We start from the raw sequence: 22,874 nt of genomic DNA, 5'->3' as shown, positions 1-22,874 counted from the left end.
TCACTACTCACGAATTCCTCTCTCAGCTTCCCAGCCCTTCAAACAACGCCGTCGAAAGATAACGTTCGGCAAAGGATGGGATGATGACGACGATATTCTTGCCAGCATTTTCCGGACGGCGGCCGACCTCGATCGCGGCTGCAAGCGCTGCACCCGAGGAGATGCCGACCGGCACCCCTTCGAGCCTGGCGACGAGCCGCGCGTGCTGGAAGGCCTCGTCGTTGCTGACGGTGACGACCTCGTCATAGATGCTGGTATCGAGGATCTTTGGGGCGAAGCCGGCGCCGATGCCCTGGATTTTGTGCGGGCCAGGCGTGCCGCCGGATAGCACCGGAGAATCGGTGGGCTCGACGGCGACCACCCGGATGTCAGGCTTGCGGCTCTTCAACACTTGGCCGACGCCGGTGATCGTGCCGCCGGTGCCGATGCCGGCAACGAAGATATCGACCGTGCCGTCGGTGTCGTTCCAGATTTCTTCGGCCGTTGTCTTGCGGTGGATTTCCGGGTTGGCCGGGTTTTCGAACTGCTGCGGGATGACGGCGTCGGGCAGTGAGGCGGCGAGTTCTTCAGCTTTGCCGATGGCGCCCTTCATGCCCTTCGGCCCTTCGGTCAGAACCAGTTCGGCGCCGAGCAGCGCCAGCATCTTGCGGCGCTCGACGGACATGGTCTCAGGCATGGTGAGGATCAGTCGGTATCCCTTGGCGGCAGCGGCGAAGGCAAGCGCGATACCAGTGTTGCCCGAGGTCGGCTCAATCAGCACGGTCTTGCCGGGTGAAATCTTGCCCTGCGTTTCCAGGCTCTCGATCATGGCAACGCCGATACGGTCCTTCACCGAAGCGATCGGATTGAAGAACTCCAGCTTGGCGAGAATGTTGGCAACCACGCCTTTTTCCTTGGCGAGTTTGTCGAGGCGAACGAGCGGCGTGTCGCCGACTGTGTCCGTTATCGAGGAATAGATGCGGCCGCGGCCCGGTTTGTGCGACATGGGTGCTCTCCCTTTGAAATCTGCAGAGAGAATAGGGTCAAACTGGCGATGAGACCAGAGTGGCTTCATCCGCCGACTGTTCTAGCCAGAGAAAAAATCCTTTGAAAACCGTTCGTTGCCGAATGTTTATTTCAGGCAGCACGCGTGGCGATGAAGGCCGCCGTGCCTGCCAGGATGCTTGCTGCGACGCGGTTCAGCGCCTGCAGTGAGCGCGGCTGCTTCAGCATGATGCGGGCGCGGGACGCCAGCATCATGTAGGGAATGAGCACGATCATCAGCACCACGAAAGTGACGAAAAGCAGGGTGAGGTATTCACGCATGCCGATGCTGCCGAGATCGATCAGCGTCGGTACCAGTGCCACATAGAACAGCATGGTCTTTGGATTTCCGAGCGTTACCAGCAGGCCGGACAGGAACGACATGCCCGCATTGCTGGACCTCTTCGCGGCGATATCCTGCGGCAGCAGGCCGGCAGTCCAGAGCTTCCAGGCGATGTAACCGAGATAGAGCGCGCCGGCGATTTTGATGACGAGGAAGATTTCGGTGAAGGTCTGCGCCACGAAGGCAAGGCCGAGGATAACGGCTGTGAGATAGGTCATGTCGCCGAGCACGAGGCCGAGCCCCATGAAGAAGGTCTCGCGGAAGTTCGAGCCGAGCGCACGCGCCACGATCGCCGTGATCCCCGGGCCGGGAATGGCGGCAGCAATCAACAGGGCTCCGGCATAGGCGATCAGGACGGTGAGGCTCATCTTCGTATCCACTGATTTGCGCAGTCTCTCTATAGGCGCGTATCGCCGGCTCCATCAATCGCCTCACGCTGATCTGTCCATAACCATAAAGAATAGGTCGGMTGAACCATGATCTACTTGGAAAGCGATCCGGCCTTGCTATTTTCCCCTTGCATCCGGCCGCAAGCAGGCCAGCCGCGGTTATCCCCCGGCCAGCGGCGCAGAAGGTTTTCATCACCAAGGAGAGAATGTATGTCGCCTACCTCAGCTGAAGCCCGCAGACGTTCGCCGCTCAAGACACCGTCCGACCTGCCGACCAACGCGATCACCGATATTTCGGCCGCGTTGACGGCTTTGCTTGCCGATGTCTTCACGCTTTATGTGAAGACCAAGAACTTCCACTGGCACATGTCCGGTCCGCATTTCCGCGATTATCATCTGCTGCTTGACGAGCAGGCAGAACAGATTTTCGACATGACGGATGAGGTTGCCGAACGCGCCCGCAAGATCGGCGGCACGACGCTGCGCTCGATCGGCCAAATCGCCCGCCAGCAGCGTATCCCGGACAATGATGCAGATTATGTAACGCCTGAGGACATGCTCTCCGAACTGCGTGAAGACAATCTTCACCTCGTTTCAATCCTGCGCGCAGTACACGAAGTCTGCGACGAGCATAACGACGTCGCGACCGCCAGCTTGATCGAGAACTGGATCGACCAGAGTGAGCGCCGTACCTGGTTCCTGTTCGAAACGACCCGTCAGGCGAAGTAATGGCTCAGCTTCTGGCCTCGGGCTGGCGAATGAGCCTGCCCGGCGACCAGCCGAGATTCATGCCGGCGGCGGCGAGCAGAATGACCGCCGCCCCGGCAATCTGCATCGGCTGCAACGCGTGGCCGAAGGCGAAACGGTCGACCAGGATGGCGGCGACCGGATAGATGAAAGACAAGGCGCCGGTCAGATGTGTCGGCAGCTTCTGGATCGCGCCATACAGCAGCACATACATCAGGCCGGTGTGGATGACGCCGACGGTGATCAGGATCGTCCAGGAACCGGTATCGGCCGGAAGGTTCGAAAAATCGGTCATCGGAGCCAGCATGACGATGCCGGTCGAAACCTGGATCAGCGCGATCAGGTGCGGCGGCGTGCCTTTCAGCCACTTGGCGGCAAGTGCTGCCAGCGCATAGAAGAAGGCGGCACCCAGCGCCATTAGGATGCCGAGACCGTAGCTTTCGGAGACGGCATCGGTACTTGGCTTCGCCTCGACGATTACAGCCATGCCGGCGAAGGAAAGCCCGAGCCAGAAGAGCTTCGTGCTCGTGATCTTCTCACCGAGAAAGAGTGCGCCGAGCCCAAGCAGCATGAAGGGTTGAGTATTGTAGACCGTCGTCGCGATGGAGATCGAGGCATGCGAATAGGAGGCAAACAGCAGCAGCCAATTGGAAACGATCGCGATGCCGCCGAAGACAGCAATACCGAGCGAGCGCAGACTGATGATACCGGGCCTGAGCAGGCCAAGGGCGGTGCAGATGACAAGCAGGGTCAGCGCGCCGAAAAAGCAGCGCCAGAAGACGACGCCGCTGATCGGCTGGCCGGACATGACGACGAACCAGCCTATCGTTCCGGAGATCAGCATCGCCGCTGTCATCTCCGCTGTGCCTCTTCTGATCTCACCCTGCATCGCCATCTCCATCAGTTATCGGGAAATTGTATTGCGGCAAAGCAGCAATTTCTATAAGATAAAAAAGGGAAAGGCTGGATAAACCTAATCTTGTTAGGAGTTTTTGCCATGTTGGCTAACGAGATCCCGGCTGTCGACGATATTGACCGCGCAATGATAGAGGCGCTGGCAGGAAACTCACGTATTTCCCTAAAGGAACTCGCCCAGGCCGTAGGTCTTTCTTCGCCGAGCGCGGCAGAGCGCTTGCGGCGGCTTGAGGATCGCGGGGTCGTTACCCTCTTCACCATCGATCTCGATCCGGCGACGATCGGCTACCCGCTTCAGGCGATCGTGCGGGTGCGCCCGCTGCCCGGCCAGCTCCATATCGTCGAGCGCATCATCCAGGACACGCCGGAGTTCATCGAATGCGACAAGGTGACGGGAGATGATTGTTTCATTGCCCGTCTCGTCGTCCGCTCCATGGGTGAGCTCGACAACATTCTCGACAAGGTGGCCGAGCGGGCGGAGACCAATACCTCGATGATCAAGTCCTCGCCGGTCAAGCGCCGCCTGCCGCCGCTGATCCGAAAGAAATAGTCCGAAACAATAACCTCAGAAATCTGCCATCGGCGACAGCATCGCGGGACGATCGAGGCTCATCTCTTCCAGCCCGCGCAGCATCAGCCGTGTCCCGCCTTCGCAGGGAGCGGCCTCGCCGGACCAGCCGAGCCTGTCCGGGCGGAAGAGCGTTTCGACGGATGTCGCCTGAATGCCGAGACCGGCAAGGATTGCGGCAAGTGGAGGGATGTCTGTCGCGACCACATCGAGAAGAACGAAGTGGCCGGCGACCGGCATTTTCCATGCGATGGCCGCCGCACTCTCTTCAAGATAGCTCAAGCGGACATCGGCATCGAGTCGCGTGTTGATCAGAAACATCGCCGAGCTGCCGGCAACGGCGAGAGTTTCAGAAACCGGTTTGCGGTTTTTCAGCAGGCTCTGGAGCAAAGCAAGATCGTCGACATCGCGCGGCTGAAGCGTCCGCGCCCCGGTGGCGCCGCTGACCGCTGGTKCAGGGCCAACGTACTTGTGAAGCGGGAGCGAACGGAAACCATAGGGCTCGTAGAGATCAGGCTTGTCCGTAGAGAGGATGACAACCTCGAAACCTTGCGTCTCGCACCAGACAAGTGCTTTCTGCGTCACATCGCGGTAGAGGCCGCGGCCACGCCATGGTGGACGGACCGCTCCGGATTGAAGTCCGGCCGCATTGACGAGCCTGCCGTTGAAGACGAAAGGCATGGCGAAGGCGGAAAGATTGGCGGCAAGCACGCCCTCATCGGTAAACCAGCCGAAGGGCATGCTGGTCGGGTCCGCACCGCCGAGTGCACGCAGTGGGTCGATATCGATGCCGAATGTATTGTCGAGGAGAGAAACGAGCGCGGCCCAGGCTGCCGGATCGCTGAAATAGTTCTGTCGGAAGGTAAGGCCGGTCGCATCCGCGGCGCTCATACGCCTGTGGAACCAAAGCCACCGGCGCCGCGCGCGGTTTCGGTCGTCTCCGAGACTTCGGTGATGCGGGTCTGGATGAAAGACGCGATCACCATCTGCGCGATGCGCATGCCACGTGTGATGGTGAAATCCTCCTCGCCGAGATTGATGAGGATGACTTTCACTTCGCCGCGATAATCGCAGTCGACGGTGCCGGGCGCATTGAGGCAGGTGACACCGTTCTTGGCCGCAAGACCGGAACGCGGGCGAATTTGTCCCTCGAAACCGTCAGGGATTTCAAAGACGAAGCCTATAGGAACAAGCGCGCGTTTGCCAGGCGCAAGCACCAGCGGCTTGTCCTCGTCGATGGCCGCGCGAAGGTCCATGCCGGCAGCCCCCCGCGTTTCATAGGCGGGTAGATCGAGGCCTTGGCCGTTCGGCAGGCGGACGAGATTGAGGGTCGGGCGGGTGTCTGTGTGAATGGTCATGCGGCATTACTTCGTGCCTCACGCCGCAAGGTCAATTGCAATGGCGCGCTTTAATCGCTAGATACGCCGCAATTCCACAGGATTCACACTATGGCCGAAAGTCTCGCCGAGGCGGTCTCCCGCCGCCGCACATTCGCTATTATTGCCCACCCGGACGCGGGTAAGACGACGCTCACGGAAAAGCTGCTGCTTTTCGGCGGCGCCATCCAGCTCGCCGGTGAAGTGAAGGCGAAGAAGGACCGCATACAGACCCGCTCGGACTGGATGAAGATCGAGCGTGAGCGCGGTATCTCCGTCGTCACCTCGGTCATGACCTTCGAATATGAAGGCAATGTCTTCAACATTCTCGATACTCCCGGTCACGAAGACTTTGCCGACGATACCTATCGCACGCTGACGGCGGTGGATGCCGCGGTCATGGTCATCGATGCCGCAAAGGGTATCGAGCCGCGCACGCTGAAGCTCTTCGAAGTCTGCCGCATGCGCGACATTCCGATCATCACCTTCATCAACAAGATGGACCGCGAAAGCCGCGATCCCTTCGAGATCCTGGACGAGGTCGAGGAAAAGCTGGCGCTGGACACGGCCCCGGTCACCTGGCCGATCGGTCGCGCCAAGACCTTCTGCGGTTCCTACCACCTGAAGGAAAACACCGTGCGCGGCTCCGATACGGAAGTCGAGGTCACTGCCGTCAACGGCCCGCAGAGTGTGGCCGACCGGCTGCCGGAAAACGAGCGCGATTCCTTCATCGAGGAAGTCGAGCTGGCGATCGAGGCCTGCCGTCCGTTCGATCGGCAAGCTTTCCTCGAAGGCCATATGACGCCGGTCTTCTTCGGATCGGCGCTGCGCAATTTCGGTGTCCGAGACCTCATCAACGCACTGGGTGAAGTCGCCCCGCCGCCGCGTGACCAGACGGCCGATATTCGCACCGTGCATGCCGCCGAAGACAAGATGACGGCCTTCGTCTTCAAGATTCAGGCGAACATGGATCCGAACCATCGCGACCGCATCGCCTTCGCCCGCATCTGCTCCGGCAAGCTGGAGCGCGGCATGAAGGCGCGCCTTTCGCGCACGGGCAAGCAACTCGGCCTCACCGCGCCGCAATTCTTCTTTGCCTCGCAGCGCCAGCTTGCCGATACGGCCTATGCCGGCGACGTGGTCGGCATCCCGAACCACGGCACGCTGCGCATCGGCGACACGCTGACGGAAGGCGAAAGCCTCGTCTTTCAGGGCGTGCCCAACTTCTCGCCGGAGATCCTGCGCCGCGTGCGCTTGGAAGACGCCATGAAGGCCAAGAAGCTCAAGGAAGCCTTGCAGCAGATGGCCGAAGAAGGTGTGGTCCAGCTCTTCTCTCCGGAAGACGGTTCGCCCGCTATCGTCGGTGTCGTCGGCGCGTTGCAGCTCGATGTGCTGAAGGAGCGCCTGATGGCCGAATACGGCCTGCCGGTCTCCTTCGAAATGTCGCGCTTCTCCATCTGCCGCTGGATTTCGTCCGATCAGGCTTCTGACCTCGACAAGTTCCTCACCGTCAAGCGTGGCGACATCGCCCGCGATCTGGACGGCGACCCGGTCTTCCTGGCGCAGGACGGTTTCTCGTTGCGCTACGAGGCGGAGCGCTATCCGGCGATCAAGATGGTGGCAATCAAGGAATATCATGCGGCCAAGGCCGCCTGATTACCGCGCCAGCCGCTCGGCAAGGAACTCGACGACGGCGCGCACTGAGGGTAATTGTCCCCGTCTGTGCGGCATGAGCATCGTCGTGCTGATGCTGCCGGCCGTCCAACCAGGCAAAAGACGCACCAGCCGGCCGTCATGCAGCGCATCGTTGCAGACGGAGGTGGGCAGAACAGTAATGCCCATGCCGGCCGCAGCTGCTTTCAGCAGTACCATTGGCTCGTCCGCCGCCATCACAGGCTGGGGCATTATCAACGCCTTGGTGCCGCCGTCCGAGATAAGGGACCAGTGTTCCTCCGTAAGACTGGGCATGATTGCCTTGTGACCGGCGATATCTTCGGGCCGCTCGGGCTTCCCATATTGCGCTATATAGTCCGGCGAAGCGACAATCAGGAACGGGTGAACCGCAAGCCGCCGCTGTACGAGCGCCGAGTCTGCCAGCGGAAAGCGGTGACTGCGCAGCGCGATGTCGAAGCCCTCCTGAACGATATCGACGAAGCGGTCGGTCACATGCAATGACACTTTCAGCTTCGGATAGCGTGCTGTCAGTTCGGCCAGATGATCGGCGAGCGAAAATTGCGCCGTAGGCACTGCTGCGGTCAGTCTGACCGTGCCGCTCGGCTCTCCAAGGCGGTTGCGCACGATGCTTTCGGCCATTTCCGCTTCGATGATCGAGGCTTGCGCATGTTCGAAGACATCCCTGCCGATATCCGTCAGGGCAAAGCTGCGTGAGGTGCGCTGGATCAGCCGTACGCCGAGCCTCTCCTCCAGTTCCGCCACGCGCTTGCTGATCGTCGATTTCGGGATGCCCAGATGGCGTCCCGCAGCCGTGAAGCTACCGCTTTCCACCGCTCGCACGAAGAGATGGAGGTCGTTGAGGTTAAAGGCGGCCGGCATTTTTCAGCCTCCATATCTGTGGACTTTAAGGCGCATTATTGCCGACTGCCGTTTGATCGTCCACGAAATCATATTGGCCGGGTCAACAAATTCCACCTGGAAAGGACCCGATAATGTCACTCATATTGTTCTACGGCGTACCGGAAGGCTGCTCCTTCGGTTCGATCGTCTCTCTGGAATGGTCCGGCCTGCCTTACCGCCTCTGCCGGATCGAAATGCCCGAGACTGTCTCTGGCGACGAATACCGGCGCATCAACACTGTCGGAGAGACGCCTTCGCTGCTGCTGCCGGACGGGCGGCTGATAAACGAAAGCATGGCAATCCTGAACCATATCGCTGCGCAGTCGCTCGCCAACGGGCTGGGTTTTGCACAGGGTACAGCCGAGTTCGACCGCCTGAACCAGATGCTCGCCTATTTGAATACCAGTTTTTTTGGCGCCTTCGGCCCGCTCTGGCACGCGGTCGAACATGAGCTTGGGCCTGCCGAGAAGGAGGTACTCGTCGCTTACGGTACAGCCAAGGTCGAAAAGGCCCACGGCACGCTGGAGCGTCTGCTCGCCGGCCGGAAATGGCTGCTTGGCGACAAGCCCGGCATTGCGGATGCCTATTTCACCGGTATCGCCCGCTGGAACGACTTTCACATGGTGGTCGACCGCCGGCAGTTTCCGGCGGTGAACGATCTCTATCAGCGCATGATTCAGCTGCCTGCCGTGCGCTTCGCCCACGCGATCGAGCATCGGGAGAAGGCCGGAAGCGCCGGCAACTTCCTGGGCGAAGTCGGCCTCGAAGAGGCACTCGGCCTGCTGCGTCAGGCTGCGTGACGCCATCTGCCGCCCCGTCTGGACGGGGCGGCAGTCTCAACCTGCTGCGATGATCTCGATTTCGACCAGCCAGTCATCCCGAAGTGTTTGCACCACAATCGCCGTCGTCGGGATAATGTGATCGCCAAGCGCTGCCAGCCGCGCATTCTGATTGGCTTCGGCATATTCCGCGTCGCGCAGATAGCTCGTGAGCCGTACGATATTGCCCACGCTCAAACCGGCATCGGCAAGGATTGCCCGCAGGTTCGACCAGATGAGATCCAACTGGCCAGGAAGATCATCTGCGGCCGCACCTGTGCCATCGAGCCCCATCGTGCCGCTGACGAAGAGCAGGCGGCTGGGATTCCGGACTTCCATCGCGTGAATATAATCCGGCGTTGCAGCATAGACGCCGTCCCGTGGATTGTGTCGTACCAGTTCCATCCAAGGTTTCTCCATATCGAACGCAGTGAAGCTTTCTGTTATTATCGCCGAATAAAATTCGGCAAGAGGGCAGATTTTCCGAATGGCAAAAGAAACGAAGGACGTTCGGCGCAGCAAGCGGGATGCCGTGCAGTTGGATCCATTCGACCGAAGGATATTAGGCGCGCTGGCAGTCGATGCCATGCAGAGCTATGCCAGCCTCGGCGAGAAGGTCAGCCTGTCGCCGCCAGCCGTGCACGAGCGTGTCAAGCGGCTGCGCCGATCCGGAGTGATGAAGGGTGCGCACGCCGCGCTCGACGGGGCATCACTCGGCAAGCCGCTGCTCGCCTTCGTCCATGTGGAGGCGGCCGGTTGGGGCAAGAGCGAGCGACTGATGCGGATCTGCCGTTTTCCTGAAGTGGAAGAGATGCATTCCGTGGCAGGCGACGCGAGTGTCATCTTCAAGGTGCGTACGGAAAGTCCGGTCGCGCTGGAGGCCTTTCTGTCACAGATCCATGCCGTTCCAGGCGTCACAGGGACCAAGAGCTATGTGGTGCTGTCCACCTATCTGGAGCGGCCGGTTCAGGCTGACCTGACGGAGGAATGGCCGGATAATCCGTTGCCTGCCTGATATCTGGGTCGCTATAGTCAACGCGACATACCGCGCGCCTGTGTTCGTTGCGGCTGGGAGAAGGAATTATGGTGCGAGAAAACGAGATCCGTGAAAATGAACTGGCGCTCGACAATCCGCCTGAAGCGACGGATGCCGGCCTCGTCTTCATCGGTCGCATTTTCACGCCCTGGACCTCGCGAATGGAAACCCCGCGCCAGGGGCGGCATGACGGACCGCTCTGCCGCATCGAAATCTTCGATCCCTGGACGCCTGCACTGCAAGGTGTCGCGGCCTACGAGCGGCTGGAAGTGCTTTACTGGCTGCATCAGTCGCGGCGCGATCTGCTGCTGCAGAGCCCGGCCAGCAACGGCAAGACGCACGGGACCTTTTCGCTGCGCTCACCCGTAAGGCCCAATCCGATCGGCACCTCCATCGTCAAGCTGGAAGCGATCGAAGGCAATGCGGTGCTGGTCCGCGGCTTGGATTGCCTCGATGGAACGCCGCTTCTCGACTTGAAGCCGGACCGCACCTTTTTCAAGCCCATAGCCCCGCCGCAGCCGGGCGATTTCCAGACCGGCCACGCATCGTAGCGAAACCGAAAAAATCAGTCGACACCCACCATCACATCGGAAGCCTTGATGACGGCATAGGCCTCGGAACCGACCTTGAGGCCGAGTTCGTCAACCGCCTCGTTGGTGATGGAGGCGGTGACGATAACGCCATTGCCGATATCGATGCGGATATGGGCGGTCGTCGCACCCTTCACCACATCCACGACCTTGCCCTTCAGGCGGTTGCGCGCACTGATCTTCATGAAAATCCTCCCTTGTTATGCTCGCGAAATTATCTGCCGGCAGGCTTCCGCGTCAAACCGTTCAGGCAGCGAGATCACCTAGGAAGTCGTCGCACCAGCGCGAGACGTCATGTTCCAAGAGGTGATCCATCATCCGTCGCCAGCGGTCGCGGCGTTCGTCGAGCGGCATGTTAAGCCCGCGTGCCAGCGCATTGGATGTGCCGACGATATCGTAGGGATTGACGAGCAGGGCGCCGTTCAGCTCCCGCGCCGCGCCGGCAAAGCGGGAAAGAACCAGCACGCCCGGATCATCAGGGTTCTGTGCGGCAACATATTCCTTGGCGACGAGGTTCATGCCGTCACGCAGTGGCGTGACGAGGCCGACCTTGGCAAGCCGATAGAGGCCGGCGAGCACCGGCCGGCTGACGGAGCGGTTGATATAGCGGATCGGCACCCAGTCGACAGTGCCGAGCGCGCCGTTCACACGGCCGGCCTGTTCGGCGACCATGCGCTGCATTGCCTCGTATTCCGGTACTTCGGAGCGGGATTTCGGGGTGATCTGCAGATAGGTGACCTGGCGCTGATGCGCCGGATTGTTGGTGACGAAGTGCTCGAAGGCATCGATGCGCTGCGTGATGCCCTTGGAATAATCCAGCCGGTCGACGCCGATGATGAGGCTGCGGTCCTCGATGCTGTGGCGCGCCTTCAGTACCATGCTGTGGCTGTCGGCTCTCTTTGCGAATTCAGCGAAGGCGGCCGTTTCGATGGCGATTGGATAGGCTCCGCCGCGGAACGTGCGCTCACCGGCGGTAAAACGCCCTTCGCCGATCATGTCTCCCATCTCCTCGCGACGCAGGCAGCCTGCGAAATTTTCCAGATCGTGATCGGTCTGGAAGCCGACGAGATCATAGGCAGCGAGCCCTCGCATGATTTCCTCGTGGACGGGCATGGCGAAGAGCACGTCTGCCGGTGGCCAGGGAATGTGCAGGAAGAAACCGATCCTGTTCTTGATACCCATCTGCCGAAGCTCGGCGGCAAGCGGAATGWGGTGGTAATCATGGACCCAGATGACGTCGTCCGGCTTGATCAACGGCGCCAGTCGATGGGCGAAGAAGCGGTTGACACGAAAATAGCCGGCCATTTCCGTACGGCCGTATTCCGCAAGGTCCATTCGGTAATGACAKATCGGCCAGAGCATGCGGTTTGCGAAGCCGAAGTAATATTCGTCGACATCCTTGGATGTGAGATCGGTCAGTGCATAAGTGATGTTGCCCCGCTCCTCGATCGCAAGCGGGCCGGGTTCGCCTTCTTCGTTGATCTTTCCCGACCAGCCCATCCAGATGCCGCCACGTTTCTCAAGTGCGGCCTCCAGCGCCACGGCAAGCCCGCCGGCGGACGCGGCCCCTTTCTTTTCCTGGACGGGGACACGGTTGGAAACGACGACAAGTCGGCTCATGAAAAATTCCTTTCATTAGAAATAACTGCAAATGCAATCAGTTGGTGAAATGCGAGATGATTTCGCGGACCACTTGCGCAGAAGGCAGGGTGCCGCGAGCGGCGGTCTCGGCTGACGGCGGGCCGACGCGGACGGAATATCCACCGAGCCGGTTCGCCATGGCGAACATCGCCTCGTCGGTGACATCGTCACCAATGGCGATCGGATGGCGGCCGAGAAAGGTTGAAGTTGCGAGAAAGCTCTCCAATGCGTCGCCCTTGTTGGCTCTGGCGGGGCGGATTTCGAGAACCATCTTGCCATGCTGGAGGGTCCAGTCCGGTCTTGCGCGGTTCGCGAAACGCTGCATCAGTTCTGTAAGTTCCGCCTGCCGCGCCGGCGCAAGTCGGAAATGGGCGGCGACGGCCGCGCCCTTGTCCTCGATGAGGATGCCGGTCCAGCCTGCCGTCTCTGCCCGCAGTTCGATCTTCAGCCTCTCGAATTCGGCCGTAGACTCCACCTTGAAGATGCTGCCGTCGGGGCTGCGGCGTTCGGCTCCATGCAGGCCGGCGATAGGAAACTGGAAGGGAGCGAAGAGGCGGTCGGCATAGGATAGTCCGCGCCCTGTCACCAGCGCCAACGCGCCGCCGAGCCTTTTCGATAGCGCGTCGAGCTGCGCGGGAAGCGACGGTGGTACGAATATTTCATCCGGCGTCGGTGCGAGATCGAGAAGCGTGCCGTCAATATCGAGAAAGAGTGCGCCGTGCTGGAGATAGGAAGAGAGCGTGGTAAGGGTTTCGTCCTGCTGGGAAACGCTGCCGGATGGCGGCGCTTCTGATAGCTGATTGCTGTTTGCCATGCCCGGGAAACTAGGTCAGCACGGCTCTGCGGCAACCCTCGACCGTCCTCAATCTGCCGGCGGACCGGCGGGATGCTCGGCATAAAAGGCCTTCGCATCCGCCGTGAAGGCGGCGCGCTGGCCGGCCGTCGTGTAGAACATGTGGCCGCCGCGATAGAGCTTCAGTGACACGCGATTGCCCGCAAGCGACGGCGGAAGATGGTCAACTACGTAGCGGCTGACGCCATAGGGGGTCACCAGATCACTGTAGCCGTGCGCGACTAGCAGGTGAAAGGACGGGTTGGAGGCGAGCATCTGCCTGATATCGTCGGTGGCGCTTGCCTGGAAGCGCGAGCCGCCGCCACGTCCACCGCCCCAATCCCAGCGCCGGCTGATATCGTTCTCGAGCAGGGTGTAGGTCATCTCCGTCTTGAAGCCGAGTTCGTTGCGGGCATAATCGGCAAAGGCGCCACCATAGGCGCGGGCGAACCCGTCGAGGATTGGGTCGTTGCCGCGGTCGTAATCGGATTCCGGATAGGGATCGGGTGTTGCGAAGGAGGCGTCGTAGGGGCTCATCACTTCGCCGCCCTGCCGGTCGGAATGCTTGGCGAAAGCATCGCCGAGGAAGCCGCGATTGCGGATAACGACATCCTGCGGAATGCCGGTGAGACTGGAAATCTTGCCATAGAAGGCTGTTGCCGCATCGCCTGTGGGCGCGGCGCCAGCAAGCGTGGTGAGATATTCGCCAAGCGCGAAGGTCTCAATATCGCGCTGGCTGGACTCGCTGAAGCTCCTGCGGCGGTCGGCCTCGGCGGCTGCCAGCGAGGGAAATTCCAGCGCCGCACCGAGCGCGAACTGGTCGGCATTAAACATCAACTGCCCTTCAAGCAGCGGCGATAGCATGACAGTGCCTGCGATGATGATTCCCTGGCTCTCTTGCAACGTGGACGCCACCTTGGCAGCGCGGAAACCGCCATAGCTTTCGCCGAGCAGGTATTTCGGCGAATTGGCGCGGTTGTTATGAGCGACGTAGAGCGCGATCGTTTTCGCCATGGTMTGCGCATCGGCGCTGACATTGTAATAATTCGAAGCGTCGTCGGCCTTCACCGTGCGGCTCCAGCCGGTACCAACAGGATCGATCAGCACGAGATCGGTGAAATCGAGCCAGCTATGCGTGTTATCGACGAGCTTTGCATTTGCGCCGTCACGGCCATCTGGTCCGAAATCCAGCACCTTCGGGCCGACGAGGCCGAGATGCAGGAATGCGGAAGCCGCACCTGGTCCGCCATTGAAGGCGAAGGTGATCGGCCGGTCTTGCCTCGCATCCTTGGCGACATAGGCGGTATAGAAGATCGCGGCGTTCTGCCCACCATCCTGGCCGAAGAGATCGAGTGTGCCTGCGGTCGCGGTATAGGCGATCTTGCGCCCATCGGCTGTCGTCAGCTCGTGTTCGGTGACGGAATCTGCGGGCAGCAGCCTGAGCACGCCCTCGCGGGCCGAACCCTGTTGGGCGGGAGCACGACGTTCGCCGGCCTCTTGCGCGAAGGCGAGGGCAGGCGTGAGCGTGGCGGTCAGTGCGGCGAACAGAAGTAGGGATCGGAAGCGCAAGTATATCTCCTCCGGCGGGTGCGGGATGCGGCTGAGATAGGGTAGCAGCCGCACCCCTTCGATGGAGATCAAGAGATGGTGATGCGCAAGTGAGCTTTGCTCACTGGCCGCTCTCGACGGTCCGTGCGTTCACATGCCGTGCCCGGCCGGCCCGCCATCCGTTGAAGGCTGCACCGAGGCCGAGCGCGACGAACAGTACGGCGCACCAGGCGAAACTGCCGGTCCAGCCGCGGATCAGGCCGACAATGAACGGACCGATTGCGGCAAGCAGATAACCGATACATTGCGCCATGCCCGAAAGATGGGCTGCGACATGCGGATCGCGCGAACGCAGMACGATGGCTGTCATGGCCGCGGCAATGAGCCCGCCCTGGCCGATCCCCTGGAGGACGGCCCAGAACCAGACGGTGGAAAGTGGCGCGAAGAGCAGACCGAGAAGTGCCACGACGGCGAGGGCGCAGAGCGTAACATTGATAAGGCGCTGATCTTTGCCCCGCACGGCGATGTGCGGCACGACGAGGCAGGCGGCGGCCTGCACCATGACGGAGGCAGAGACGATGCCGCCAGCCGCAACGCCGTCAAGCCCGCGCTCACGCAAGATCGGCACCAGCCAGCCGAAGACGCAATAGGCGAGTGCCGACTGCAGGCCCATGAAAAGCGTGACCTGCCAAGCAAGCTTGTCCCGCCATAGTCCTTCGACGCGAAAGCCGCYGCGTCGCGCCTGTCGACCGCTCGCAATGACCTGCGGCAGCCAGATCAACCCAACGATGAGGGCGGGMAAGGCCCAGACGGCGAGCGCGCCTTCCAGCGAGCCGCCGAGCGCCTGTTCGATCGGCAGCGTCAGGCCCGYCGCACTGGCGGCACCCGCACAGAGCGCCATCGTATAGAGGCCGGTCATCAGAGCTGTGTTCGCGGCGAAGTCGCGCTTTATCAGTCCGGGTAGCAGCACGTTGCCGACGGCGATCGCAGCACCCGCAAGYGCGGTGCCGAAAAACAGCAGCGGAATGGAGGAAAGGCCGCGCAGCGCCGTGCCGAATGTCAGCAGCAGGAGCACGCCGAGCAGCGTCCGCTCCGAGCCGATGCGCTGGGCAAGCCGCGGAGCGAGCGGTGAGAACGCGCCGAGACAGACGACGGGCAGTGTCGTCAGAAGACTGGCGCCGAGTGGCGACAAGCCGAGTTCCGTGCGGATTTCCGGCAGCAGCGCGGAGGCGCTGGAAAACACCGGCCGCAGATTAAACGCGATCAGCACGAGGCTGGCACCGAGCAGGAAGCGGGCGGTCGTGCTCAGCTTCTGCGGCGGCAGCGGTGCCGGCACACTGTCGATTTCGGCATCGATCATCGTCTCGTCAACGGCGTCGAACGAGGGTGTGGCATTCTGTATGGTCATGAAAGAAGCATCCGGTCGAGGGCGGAAAGGATGGGCGCCATGAAATCGCGCACGGCGGTATCGGCCTTGTCAGGGCTGCCGGACTCGATGGCGTCGACGATTGCCTGGTGTGCCTGCATATCGGGTTCGGGAATCGCCTTGTCGAGCGTGGCGGCAATGGTCTCCGCAATCGAGGTGGAGAAGAAATCGTAGATCTCGATCATCGCCCGGTTACCGGAGGCGGCAATGACCGCCTTGTGGAAAGCAAGGTCGCATTCGATAAACCTTGCCGGATCGCCGCCTTGATAATTGCCGCGCGCGACAAGCAGTGCGCGAAGCCCGGCGATGATGTCTGGCGTCTTGCGGGTGGCGGCAAGCCGCGCGCCTTCTACATCGAGCGCGCAGCGCGCCGCGAACTGGTCGCGCAGGCTGGCGCGCCGCGCCATGGTGAGCGGCCGGCTGCTGTCGGTGGTCGAAAGCACATAGGTGCCGGAGCCCTGCCGCGTTTCCAGGAGGCCCTGCGAAACAAGAACGCGCACGGCTTCGCGCACAKTGCCKCGGCTGACCGACAGCATGGTCGAAAGCGAGGCTTCGTTCGGCAGTTTCTCGCCGACAGCCCAGCGCTTGGCGAGGATCTCGCTGCGGATCGCTTCAGTGGCCGTGTCGGCAAGGTTGGTCTTGTTAAGAGGTTGCATCAACACTATTCGTAAAGTCATCTGATGACTTTACGAATAGTGTTGTTCCTTTCGAGCGTCAACGGCTGAATGAAGGCAATAAAAAAGGGCCGCTTTCGCGACCCTTTCCATGAGGTTTGGCCTGTAACTGGCCCGGACCGTCTTATGCGGCCCCAGGAAGGCGGGTTTAGAACGAGGGCTGCCTCGCCTTCATCACCACTTCCATGCCCGTTACGAAGTCCGAAAACTCATTAGACATTGGATCACCTTCCTTTCGTTACGTTGTCGATGACTTAAAGGTAGCTCGATTCCTTCGAGATGCAAGAGGAAAACGCATGGCTGTTTTTTAGCCGGCGTCGGGGCTATGTCGTTCTAATGCCTGATTTTCGGCCGTTCCGATCACGCAAATCCATATCGCATTTGCGGAAAGTGATCTTGACCATTGTCAAGAATTCGTCACCTGCGCCTTGCAAATCGGGTGGCGGTTAAGCCCTTATTAGCCGTAGCGTCAGACAATCCAGGACGTTTTCAGCATTCCTGCCGCAGCAGGCGGTGGGCCGGAGCAAGAGCATGTGTCGTTGGGCAGCCTATCGCGGAGATCCCCTCTATCTGGAGGAGCTGGTATCTTCACCCGCCCATTCGCTGATCGAGCAATCCCATTGCGCCACCCGCGCCAAGACGGCGACGAATGGCGATGGTTTCGGCATAGCCTGGTATGGCGACCGGTCTGAGCCGGGCCGCTACCGCGATATCCTGCCGGCATGGTCCGACTGTAATCTGAAGAGCCTGGCGCGGCAGATTCGCTCGCCCTTGTTCCTTGCCCACGTGCGGGCTGCGACCGGCGGGGGCACGCGGCGCGACAACTGCCATCCCTTCACGCATGAAACCTGGTCCTTCATGCATAATGGCCAGATTTCCGGCTTCGAGCGCCTGCGCCGGCCAATGGAAACCATGCTTGATGATGATCTGTTCAACGCCCGCAGCGGCACGACGGATTCCGAGCTTCTGTTCCTGATCGCCCTGCAGTTCGGCTTGCGTGATGCGCCGATCGCTGCGATGGCGCGGACCATCGCCTTCGTCGAAGGCTTGGCGGAGAATATTCTGGGTTCCGTGCTGCTGCGCTTTACGGCAGCCTTCTCGGACGGCAAGTCGCTCTACGCGGTTCGTTATGCCACCGACCGCAAGGCGCCGACGCTCTACGCCTCGCCGCTTGCCGGCGGCTACTGCCTTGTCTCCGAACCATTGAACGATGATGGCGATGCCTGGCGGGAAATTCCTGACGGCAGCGCCGTGATCGTCAGTGCCGATGGCCTTGATATCACGGCGTTCCACCCGGAAAAGCCCATGCTTGAAAGGCCGAAGCCCGTCTCTATCCCTGCGTAAGCCGCTCGGCGATCACGGCGGCCAGTCGCTCCGCAACCTCCGCCTTGGAAAGATCGGGCCACTGTTCGACACCGTCATGGCGGATGATCTTCACGCTGTTATGCGTGCCACCCATGATTCCGGTTGCCGGCGAGACGTCGTTGGCGACGATGAGGTCTGCGCCCTTGCGCTCCAGCTTCGCCTTGGCATTGGTCTCGACATCCTGCGTTTCTGCCGCAAAGCCGATCACCAGCTTCGGCCGCGTCGTATGATGCCCGACAGTCTTGAGAATATCGGGGTTTTCGGTCAGCGCCAGCGTCGGGATGGATTCGCCCGGGTGCTTCTTGATCTTCTGGTCGGCGGCCGAGGCGACGCGCCAGTCGGCCACTGCCGCCACCATCACGGCGACATCGGCCGGAAGGGCGGCGAGCACGGCGTCGCGCATCTCCTCGGCCCGCTCGACATGGATCATCTTGACGCCGGCCGGATCGGGAATGGTAACCGGACCGGACACCAGCGTCACATCGGCGCCGAGCCGCGCAAGCGCTGCGGCGATGGCATGTCCCTGCCGGCCGGAGGAACGGTTGGCGATATAGCGCACCGGATCGATCGGTTCATGCGTCGGGCCGGAGGTGACGATGGCCCTCTTGCCGGCAAGCGGTTTCGGCCCGTCGTCCAGCAGGGCTTCGGCTGCAGCGACGATTTCCAGCGGCTCGGCCATGCGGCCGGTGCCGGCCTCGCGGCTTTCCGCCATCTCGCCGGCGACAGGGCCGATGAAGCGGAGGCCATCGCGCCGCAGCGTCTCGACATTACGTTTCGTCGCCGGGTGCGCCCACATTTTCGGGTTCATTGCAGGCGCGGCAAGCACTGGCCTGTCGGTGGCAAGCAGCACCGTGGAGGCGAGGTCGTCGGCAAGTCCATTGGCCATCTTCGCCATCAGGTCGGCGGTGGCAGGCGCGATCAGCACCAGATCGCAATCGCGCGCCAGCCGGATATGGCCGACATCCTGCTCGTCCTGTCGCGAAAAGATGTCGGTGAAGACATGATCGGCGGCCAATGCGCCGACCGCCAGCGGTGTCACGAATTCCTGCGCCCCCTTGGTCATGAGCGGACGCACCGAGGCGCCGCGTTCGCGCAGGCGGCGGATCAGATCGAGGCTCTTATACGCCGCGATGCCGCCTGAGATGATGAGGAGGATGCGTTTGCCGCTGAGAGCCATGGTTTTTTCCCGCCGCTTCTTTGACTGGGCAAAACCCTAAGCCTTTGGTGGAAAACATGCAATCGCGACACTCAGGCTTGTTTGATCCGCTTGGGCGTAAAGAGCGCAATTGCCATGCCGACGCCGATCAGCTGCAGGACCGCACCACCGGCTTCGGGCACCGTCGGCATGCGCTGTTCGAACAGAAAGCCGTAAAAAAGGCCGAAGACGGTTTCTGCGACGATCAGCTGGGCGGCAAGCGCGAGCGGCAGAAGGCGCGAGGCAATCATCCAGCACAGCGTGGCAAGCCACGAGCCGGCAGTGCCCATGATTGTCGCCCAGAGTACGAAGTGAAAGGTCTGCGTGCCGGTGAAACTGACAGTCTCCCAGAGCGAGGTGAAGGGCAGAAGGACGAGTGCACCGATGCCGGCGCCGATCCCCTGCAAGGCGGTCCAGTGCATGGCGCTTGGCGCATCCTGCGACTGCATGACCGCAGCGCTCATCATGCCATAGGCGACCCAGAGCGCCAGTCCGATCAGCGCGGCGACGATGCCGAGCAGGATTTCCGGCTGATCGCTGGCGGATGTCGTGGCGAAGATCGAGACATTCACCCAGCCGATGCCGACGGCTATCAGGATCAGCGGTATTGCCAGTGTTTTCCAGTCGATGGACCGGTCCTTGAGATTGGCGATGATGGCAAGCAGTACAGGCATCGTGCCGATGACGAGCGGTGGAATGGCGGTGCCTGCGTAACGCACGGCATAGGAAATACTCATGAAATAACCGACATACCCGATGCTGCCGAGCGCAATGCCGGTCAAAACAAGCGACCGCCGCAAACCCACCGGACGAAAGCGCGGATTGATCATCAGGGTAAGGCTGACAACGGCAAAAAGCCCGTAGCGCGCCACGGTCAGGTCGATCGCCGTATAGGGCTCGACGACGCGCGGGGCGACGAAGCTCAGCCCCCACAGCGCACAGGTGGCCAGACCGCAGAGGATGCCGATCAGCATGTGAAACTCCGAAGAGATGGGACTGGGCTCCGGTGGGAAAGGGGATGTGGAGCGGTCGCGAAGAGCTATCGCCTAGCCGATATGCCCTATCACGGGCGGAAACAAGAGTCGGCCCGCGACATAGCGGAGACGGGTTTCGCAGAACGAGTCGAAATTGCTGCCTTTGTGTCATCAATCATGTGACGTAAGCGCACTTCAGTCAAAAATAGTGCGGCAGCATAGTGGGCCAACMCAAATAAAGGAGTTGCCCCATGTTTGCTGTAACCGGAATGACAGGCCAGGTCGGTGCCGCCGTTGCCGATCACTTGCTGAAGGATGGCGCCGAGGTTCGTGCCGTCGTGAGAAATCCCGAAAAGGCCGCCGGCTGGAAAGAGCGGGGCTGCAAGATCGCTGTCGCCGACATGAACGACGCGGTATCGCTGACATCAGCGTTCAGAGGTGCGGAAGGTGTCTTTCTCGTTATCCCTCCGCTTTTCGATCCCACACCGGGCTTCCCGGAGGTGAAAGGCATGCTGGCAACGCTGAAGACCGCGCTTGAGGCGGCAAGGCCCGGAAAGCTCGTCTGCCTGTCGACGGTCGGCGCACAGGCCAYGCAGCCGAACCTGTTGAGCCAGCTCGGCATCGTCGAGAAGGAGCTTTCGACACTATCAATACCGGTCGCTTTCCTGCGCGCCGCCTGGTTCATGGAAAACGCCGCCTGGGATGTAGCGCCTGCACGCGAAGCCGGGGTCATTCCGAGCTTCCTTCAGCCGCTCGACCGTGCCGTACCGATGGTTGCTGTGGATGATATCGGTGTGATTGGTGCGAAGATGCTGCGCGAGAACTGGCAGGGTGTACGCGTGGCAGAGCTGGAAGGTCCCGAGCGTGTCAGCCCGGCCATGATTGCTGCTGCCTTCGCCAAGGCGCTTGGCAAGCCGGTGACCGCAGAAGTCGTCCCGCAGGAGAGCTGGGAAGAGCTGTTCCGTGCCCAGGGCATGAATAACCCCGAGCCCCGCATGCGCATGCTGGATGGCTTCAACGAAGGCTGGATCGAATTTGAGGCTGGCCGCGGGAAATCGCTGAAGGGCACGACGACGATCGAAACGGCCATTCGCCGGCTTGTCGCCGGCGCATGAATATAAAGGCCGCGGCGGAGAGGAGCCGCGGCCTTTAGCTGATATCTCTGAAGTCCAGGGGTCTCAGAGATTGCTCATGCCCCCGTCGATGATCAGTTCGCTGCCGACGATGTAGGCAGCCTCATCCGAGGCGAAGAAGACGATGGTCTTGGCGACTTCACTGACGTCGCCGAACCGACCGGCCGGAATTTGCGACTGGATCTGGGCCGCCATCKCCTTGGAGTCGGCCTCCGACATGCCGAGCTTGCCGTAGAGCGGCGTGGCGATCGGGCCGGGGCTGATGGCGTTGACCCGGATGCCGCGGCCGATCAATTCTCCCGATAGCGTCTTGGCGAGTGTCAACAATGCGCCCTTCGTCAGSGCRTASACGCTGGAATTCGGCATGCCGATATGRGCGTTGATCGAGGTGTTGAGCACGATCGAGGCCTTCTTCGAAAAGATCGGCAGCAATGCCTGGATCAGGAAGTAAGGACCTTTGACGTTGACCGCGAACGACTTGTCGAATGCGGCTTCGCTCCAGCCTTCGAGCGGGCCGAATTCGGCAATACCGGCATTGACGAAGAGAATGTCGAGCGTGCCAAAGGCGTTCCTTACAGCTTCGCCAACAGCCGCCTGACCGGCAACATTGCCGGCATCGGCTTGGATGACGAGAACCGTGTCGCCGAATTCGGCTCGGGCGGCTTCCACGCTTTTTGCGCTGCTGCCGGTAATGGCGACGCGTGCGCCCTCGGCGATGAATTGGCGGGCGGTCTCAAGTCCGATGCCGCTGGTGCCGCCGGTAATCAGGGCTGTTTTGTTTGCAAGACGGGTCATTGTGTTGTTCCTTGGATATGGGACGGGCGTTTGCCCTTTGATGATCGGACCGCGCTGTAGAATGCCGGCACGATAACCTGCTGATTTCAGGAGGGTTCATCAAGCTGCAGCAGATACTCGCACCGTTGCCGTCAGGTGCGGGTGATCGAAGCGCCCCCATCGACCAGCGTGGCCGTGCCGGTGACGAAGCTTGCGTCGTCGGATGCAAGGTAAAGCACGGAGCGGGCGAGCTCTTCCGGTGCTGCGACGCGTTTGAGCGCGTGCAGGTTGGTGATGAAGGCCTGCTTGTCCGAGGTGTCGTTCATTTCGCGATACATGTCCGTATCGACGGCGCCTGGCAGGATCGCATTGACGCGGATGTTCTGCGGGCCGTATTCGGCGGCGAGCGCCTGCGTCAGCCCGATGAGGCCGGACTTGCTCGCGGCATAGGCGGCAACACCGGGGAAGGCGAAGCTGTAGCCGACGAAGGTCGAAGTGAAAATCACCGAGCCGCCGCCGTGCCTGACCATTTCGGCGACCTGATGCTTGGCGGCGAGGAAGGATGCTGTCAGGTTGATCGCCAGCGCGTCGCTGAAGCCTGCTTCCGAGACTTCGGTGCTCGGGCCGGCTTCTCCAAGCGTGCCGGCATTGTTGAAGGCGATGTCGAGCTTGCCGTAATTCTCGACGGCGGCTGCGACCAGTGCCTTGTGATAGTCTTCCGACCTGACATCGCCGGCAACGGCAACGGCGTCACCTCCCGCGGCCTCGATTTCATTGACGAGGCTGTCGAGCTCAGCCTGGCGGCGGGCACCGACGACGACCTTGGCGCCTTCGGCGGCAAAAAGTTTTGCGGTGACGCGACCGATACCCGAGCTTGCGCCGGTGACGATTGCGACTTTGTCGATCAGACGATTCATTGTTCCATCTCCTATC

25 protein-coding genes are annotated in these 22,874 nt (G+C 61.2%); 8 read left to right on the top strand and 17 right to left on the bottom strand.

From position 1 onward, the window contains the following. Positions 1-22: 22 nt before the first annotated feature. Positions 23-985, bottom strand: a complete 963-nt coding sequence (gene cysK / locus AC1DNW_RS10555) for a cysteine synthase A (protein WP_113298284.1) — start codon at positions 983-985, stop codon at positions 23-25. A 131-nt stretch (positions 986-1,116) separates the two neighbouring features. Continuing rightward, positions 1,117-1,734, bottom strand: coding sequence for a LysE family translocator (locus AC1DNW_RS10550; protein ID WP_113307723.1), 618 nt, complete (start codon positions 1,732-1,734; stop codon positions 1,117-1,119). A gap of 231 nt (positions 1,735-1,965) precedes the next feature. Here AC1DNW_RS10550 and AC1DNW_RS10545 point away from each other — a divergent pair, with 231 nt between their 5' ends. After that, the gene (locus AC1DNW_RS10545) at positions 1,966-2,484 is read left to right on the top strand and encodes a Dps family protein (RefSeq protein WP_113298286.1); all 519 of its coding nucleotides are present in this window, start codon (positions 1,966-1,968) and stop codon (positions 2,482-2,484) included. A gap of 4 nt (positions 2,485-2,488) precedes the next feature. Here AC1DNW_RS10545 and AC1DNW_RS10540 read toward each other — a convergent pair whose 3' ends face one another. Beyond that, a complete protein-coding gene (locus tag AC1DNW_RS10540) occupies positions 2,489-3,391 on the bottom strand; it encodes a DMT family transporter (RefSeq protein WP_113307779.1) in 903 nt (300 codons plus the stop codon). A 108-nt stretch (positions 3,392-3,499) separates the two neighbouring features. Here AC1DNW_RS10540 and AC1DNW_RS10535 point away from each other — a divergent pair, with 108 nt between their 5' ends. After that, on the top strand, positions 3,500-3,967 hold the full coding sequence (locus AC1DNW_RS10535; protein ID WP_477832420.1) for an Lrp/AsnC family transcriptional regulator: 468 nt from the start codon (positions 3,500-3,502) through the stop codon (positions 3,965-3,967). 15 nt (positions 3,968-3,982) lie between these two features. Here AC1DNW_RS10535 and AC1DNW_RS10530 read toward each other — a convergent pair whose 3' ends face one another. Together AC1DNW_RS10530 and dut are read right to left on the bottom strand one after the other, a co-directional pair. After that, complete coding sequence (locus tag AC1DNW_RS10530) at positions 3,983-4,876, bottom strand: GNAT family N-acetyltransferase (RefSeq protein WP_477852612.1); 894 nt, start codon at positions 4,874-4,876, stop codon at positions 3,983-3,985. Then, on the bottom strand, positions 4,873-5,343 hold the full coding sequence (gene dut, locus AC1DNW_RS10525) for a dUTP diphosphatase (protein ID WP_113307725.1): 471 nt from the start codon (positions 5,341-5,343) through the stop codon (positions 4,873-4,875). Before dut ends, AC1DNW_RS10530 begins: the two co-directional genes overlap by 4 nt. A gap of 90 nt (positions 5,344-5,433) precedes the next feature. On the opposite strand from dut, the gene AC1DNW_RS10520 reads away from it, so the two are divergent. Then, a complete protein-coding gene (locus AC1DNW_RS10520; protein ID WP_113307726.1) occupies positions 5,434-7,017 on the top strand; it encodes a peptide chain release factor 3 in 1,584 nt (527 codons plus the stop codon). On the opposite strand, the gene AC1DNW_RS10515 is transcribed toward AC1DNW_RS10520, so the two are convergent. Then, a complete protein-coding gene (locus AC1DNW_RS10515) occupies positions 7,018-7,914 on the bottom strand; it encodes a LysR substrate-binding domain-containing protein (protein WP_113307727.1) in 897 nt (298 codons plus the stop codon). Positions 7,915-8,027: 113 nt separating this feature from the next. Between AC1DNW_RS10515 and AC1DNW_RS10510 the strand changes: the two genes are divergently transcribed. Beyond that, complete coding sequence (locus AC1DNW_RS10510; protein WP_113307728.1) at positions 8,028-8,735, top strand: glutathione S-transferase family protein; 708 nt, start codon at positions 8,028-8,030, stop codon at positions 8,733-8,735. Between the two features lie 36 nt (positions 8,736-8,771). On the opposite strand, the gene AC1DNW_RS10505 is transcribed toward AC1DNW_RS10510, so the two are convergent. Continuing rightward, positions 8,772-9,158 carry a RidA family protein gene (locus tag AC1DNW_RS10505; protein WP_113298292.1) on the bottom strand — a complete coding sequence of 129 codons (387 nt, stop codon included), beginning with the start codon at positions 9,156-9,158 and terminating at the stop codon, positions 8,772-8,774. An 82-nt stretch (positions 9,159-9,240) separates the two neighbouring features. On the opposite strand from AC1DNW_RS10505, the gene AC1DNW_RS10500 reads away from it, so the two are divergent. Both AC1DNW_RS10500 and tsaA read left to right on the top strand, forming a co-directional pair. Then, positions 9,241-9,768 (top strand): Lrp/AsnC family transcriptional regulator, encoded by a 528-nt coding sequence (locus AC1DNW_RS10500; RefSeq protein ID WP_113307729.1) that lies wholly within the window; start codon positions 9,241-9,243, stop codon positions 9,766-9,768. A 68-nt stretch (positions 9,769-9,836) separates the two neighbouring features. Next, positions 9,837-10,340: a tRNA (N6-threonylcarbamoyladenosine(37)-N6)-methyltransferase TrmO gene (tsaA, locus tag AC1DNW_RS10495; RefSeq protein ID WP_113307730.1), complete on the top strand. Its 504-nt coding sequence runs from the start codon at positions 9,837-9,839 to the stop codon at positions 10,338-10,340. 14 nt (positions 10,341-10,354) lie between these two features. Here tsaA and AC1DNW_RS10490 read toward each other — a convergent pair whose 3' ends face one another. From AC1DNW_RS10490 to AC1DNW_RS10465, 6 genes are all read right to left on the bottom strand, one after another. Further along, positions 10,355-10,564: a TOBE domain-containing protein gene (locus AC1DNW_RS10490; protein ID WP_025669386.1), complete on the bottom strand. Its 210-nt coding sequence runs from the start codon at positions 10,562-10,564 to the stop codon at positions 10,355-10,357. 61 nt (positions 10,565-10,625) lie between these two features. Then, a complete protein-coding gene (gene otsA, locus AC1DNW_RS10485; RefSeq protein WP_477852610.1) occupies positions 10,626-11,999 on the bottom strand; it encodes an alpha,alpha-trehalose-phosphate synthase (UDP-forming) in 1,374 nt (457 codons plus the stop codon). Positions 12,000-12,036: 37 nt separating this feature from the next. Continuing rightward, on the bottom strand, positions 12,037-12,834 hold the full coding sequence (gene otsB, locus AC1DNW_RS10480; RefSeq protein ID WP_113307732.1) for a trehalose-phosphatase: 798 nt from the start codon (positions 12,832-12,834) through the stop codon (positions 12,037-12,039). Positions 12,835-12,882: 48 nt separating this feature from the next. Next, complete coding sequence (locus AC1DNW_RS10475) at positions 12,883-14,421, bottom strand: S10 family peptidase (protein ID WP_477852608.1); 1,539 nt, start codon at positions 14,419-14,421, stop codon at positions 12,883-12,885. A gap of 100 nt (positions 14,422-14,521) precedes the next feature. After that, a complete protein-coding gene (locus tag AC1DNW_RS10470; protein WP_477852607.1) occupies positions 14,522-15,808 on the bottom strand; it encodes a CynX/NimT family MFS transporter in 1,287 nt (428 codons plus the stop codon). Beyond that, on the bottom strand, positions 15,805-16,482 hold the full coding sequence (locus AC1DNW_RS10465; RefSeq protein WP_477852606.1) for a FadR/GntR family transcriptional regulator: 678 nt from the start codon (positions 16,480-16,482) through the stop codon (positions 15,805-15,807). Before AC1DNW_RS10465 ends, AC1DNW_RS10470 begins: the two co-directional genes overlap by 4 nt. 549 nt (positions 16,483-17,031) lie before the next feature. On the opposite strand from AC1DNW_RS10465, the gene AC1DNW_RS10460 reads away from it, so the two are divergent. Then, the gene (locus tag AC1DNW_RS10460; RefSeq protein WP_113307736.1) at positions 17,032-17,844 is read left to right on the top strand and encodes a class II glutamine amidotransferase; all 813 of its coding nucleotides are present in this window, start codon (positions 17,032-17,034) and stop codon (positions 17,842-17,844) included. Here AC1DNW_RS10460 and coaBC read toward each other — a convergent pair. Both coaBC and AC1DNW_RS10450 read right to left on the bottom strand, forming a co-directional pair. Next, positions 17,831-19,042, bottom strand: coding sequence for a bifunctional phosphopantothenoylcysteine decarboxylase/phosphopantothenate--cysteine ligase CoaBC (gene coaBC, locus AC1DNW_RS10455; RefSeq protein WP_113307737.1), 1,212 nt, complete (start codon positions 19,040-19,042; stop codon positions 17,831-17,833). The two genes, AC1DNW_RS10460 and coaBC, sit on opposite strands and share 14 nt — an antisense overlap. A 71-nt stretch (positions 19,043-19,113) precedes the next feature. Continuing rightward, positions 19,114-20,034 carry a DMT family transporter gene (locus AC1DNW_RS10450; protein WP_113307738.1) on the bottom strand — a complete coding sequence of 307 codons (921 nt, stop codon included), beginning with the start codon at positions 20,032-20,034 and terminating at the stop codon, positions 19,114-19,116. Positions 20,035-20,285: 251 nt separating this feature from the next. Between AC1DNW_RS10450 and AC1DNW_RS10445 the strand changes: the two genes are divergently transcribed. Further along, positions 20,286-21,149: an NmrA family NAD(P)-binding protein gene (locus AC1DNW_RS10445; RefSeq protein ID WP_477852603.1), complete on the top strand. Its 864-nt coding sequence runs from the start codon at positions 20,286-20,288 to the stop codon at positions 21,147-21,149. Between the two features lie 63 nt (positions 21,150-21,212). Here the strand turns inward: AC1DNW_RS10445 and AC1DNW_RS10440 are convergent, their stop codons facing one another. Then, entirely contained in the window at positions 21,213-21,962 is a 750-nt protein-coding gene (locus AC1DNW_RS10440) for an SDR family oxidoreductase (RefSeq protein ID WP_477852602.1), read from the bottom strand. Between the two features lie 131 nt (positions 21,963-22,093). Further along, entirely contained in the window at positions 22,094-22,858 is a 765-nt protein-coding gene (locus AC1DNW_RS10435; RefSeq protein ID WP_113307740.1) for an SDR family oxidoreductase, read from the bottom strand. Positions 22,859-22,874 lie beyond the last annotated feature (16 nt).

The organism is Rhizobium sp. 05L429 (assembly GCF_056397645.1).
Note: the sequence above shows the minus strand (reverse complement) of the source record. Positions and strands in the feature narration are given on the sequence as shown.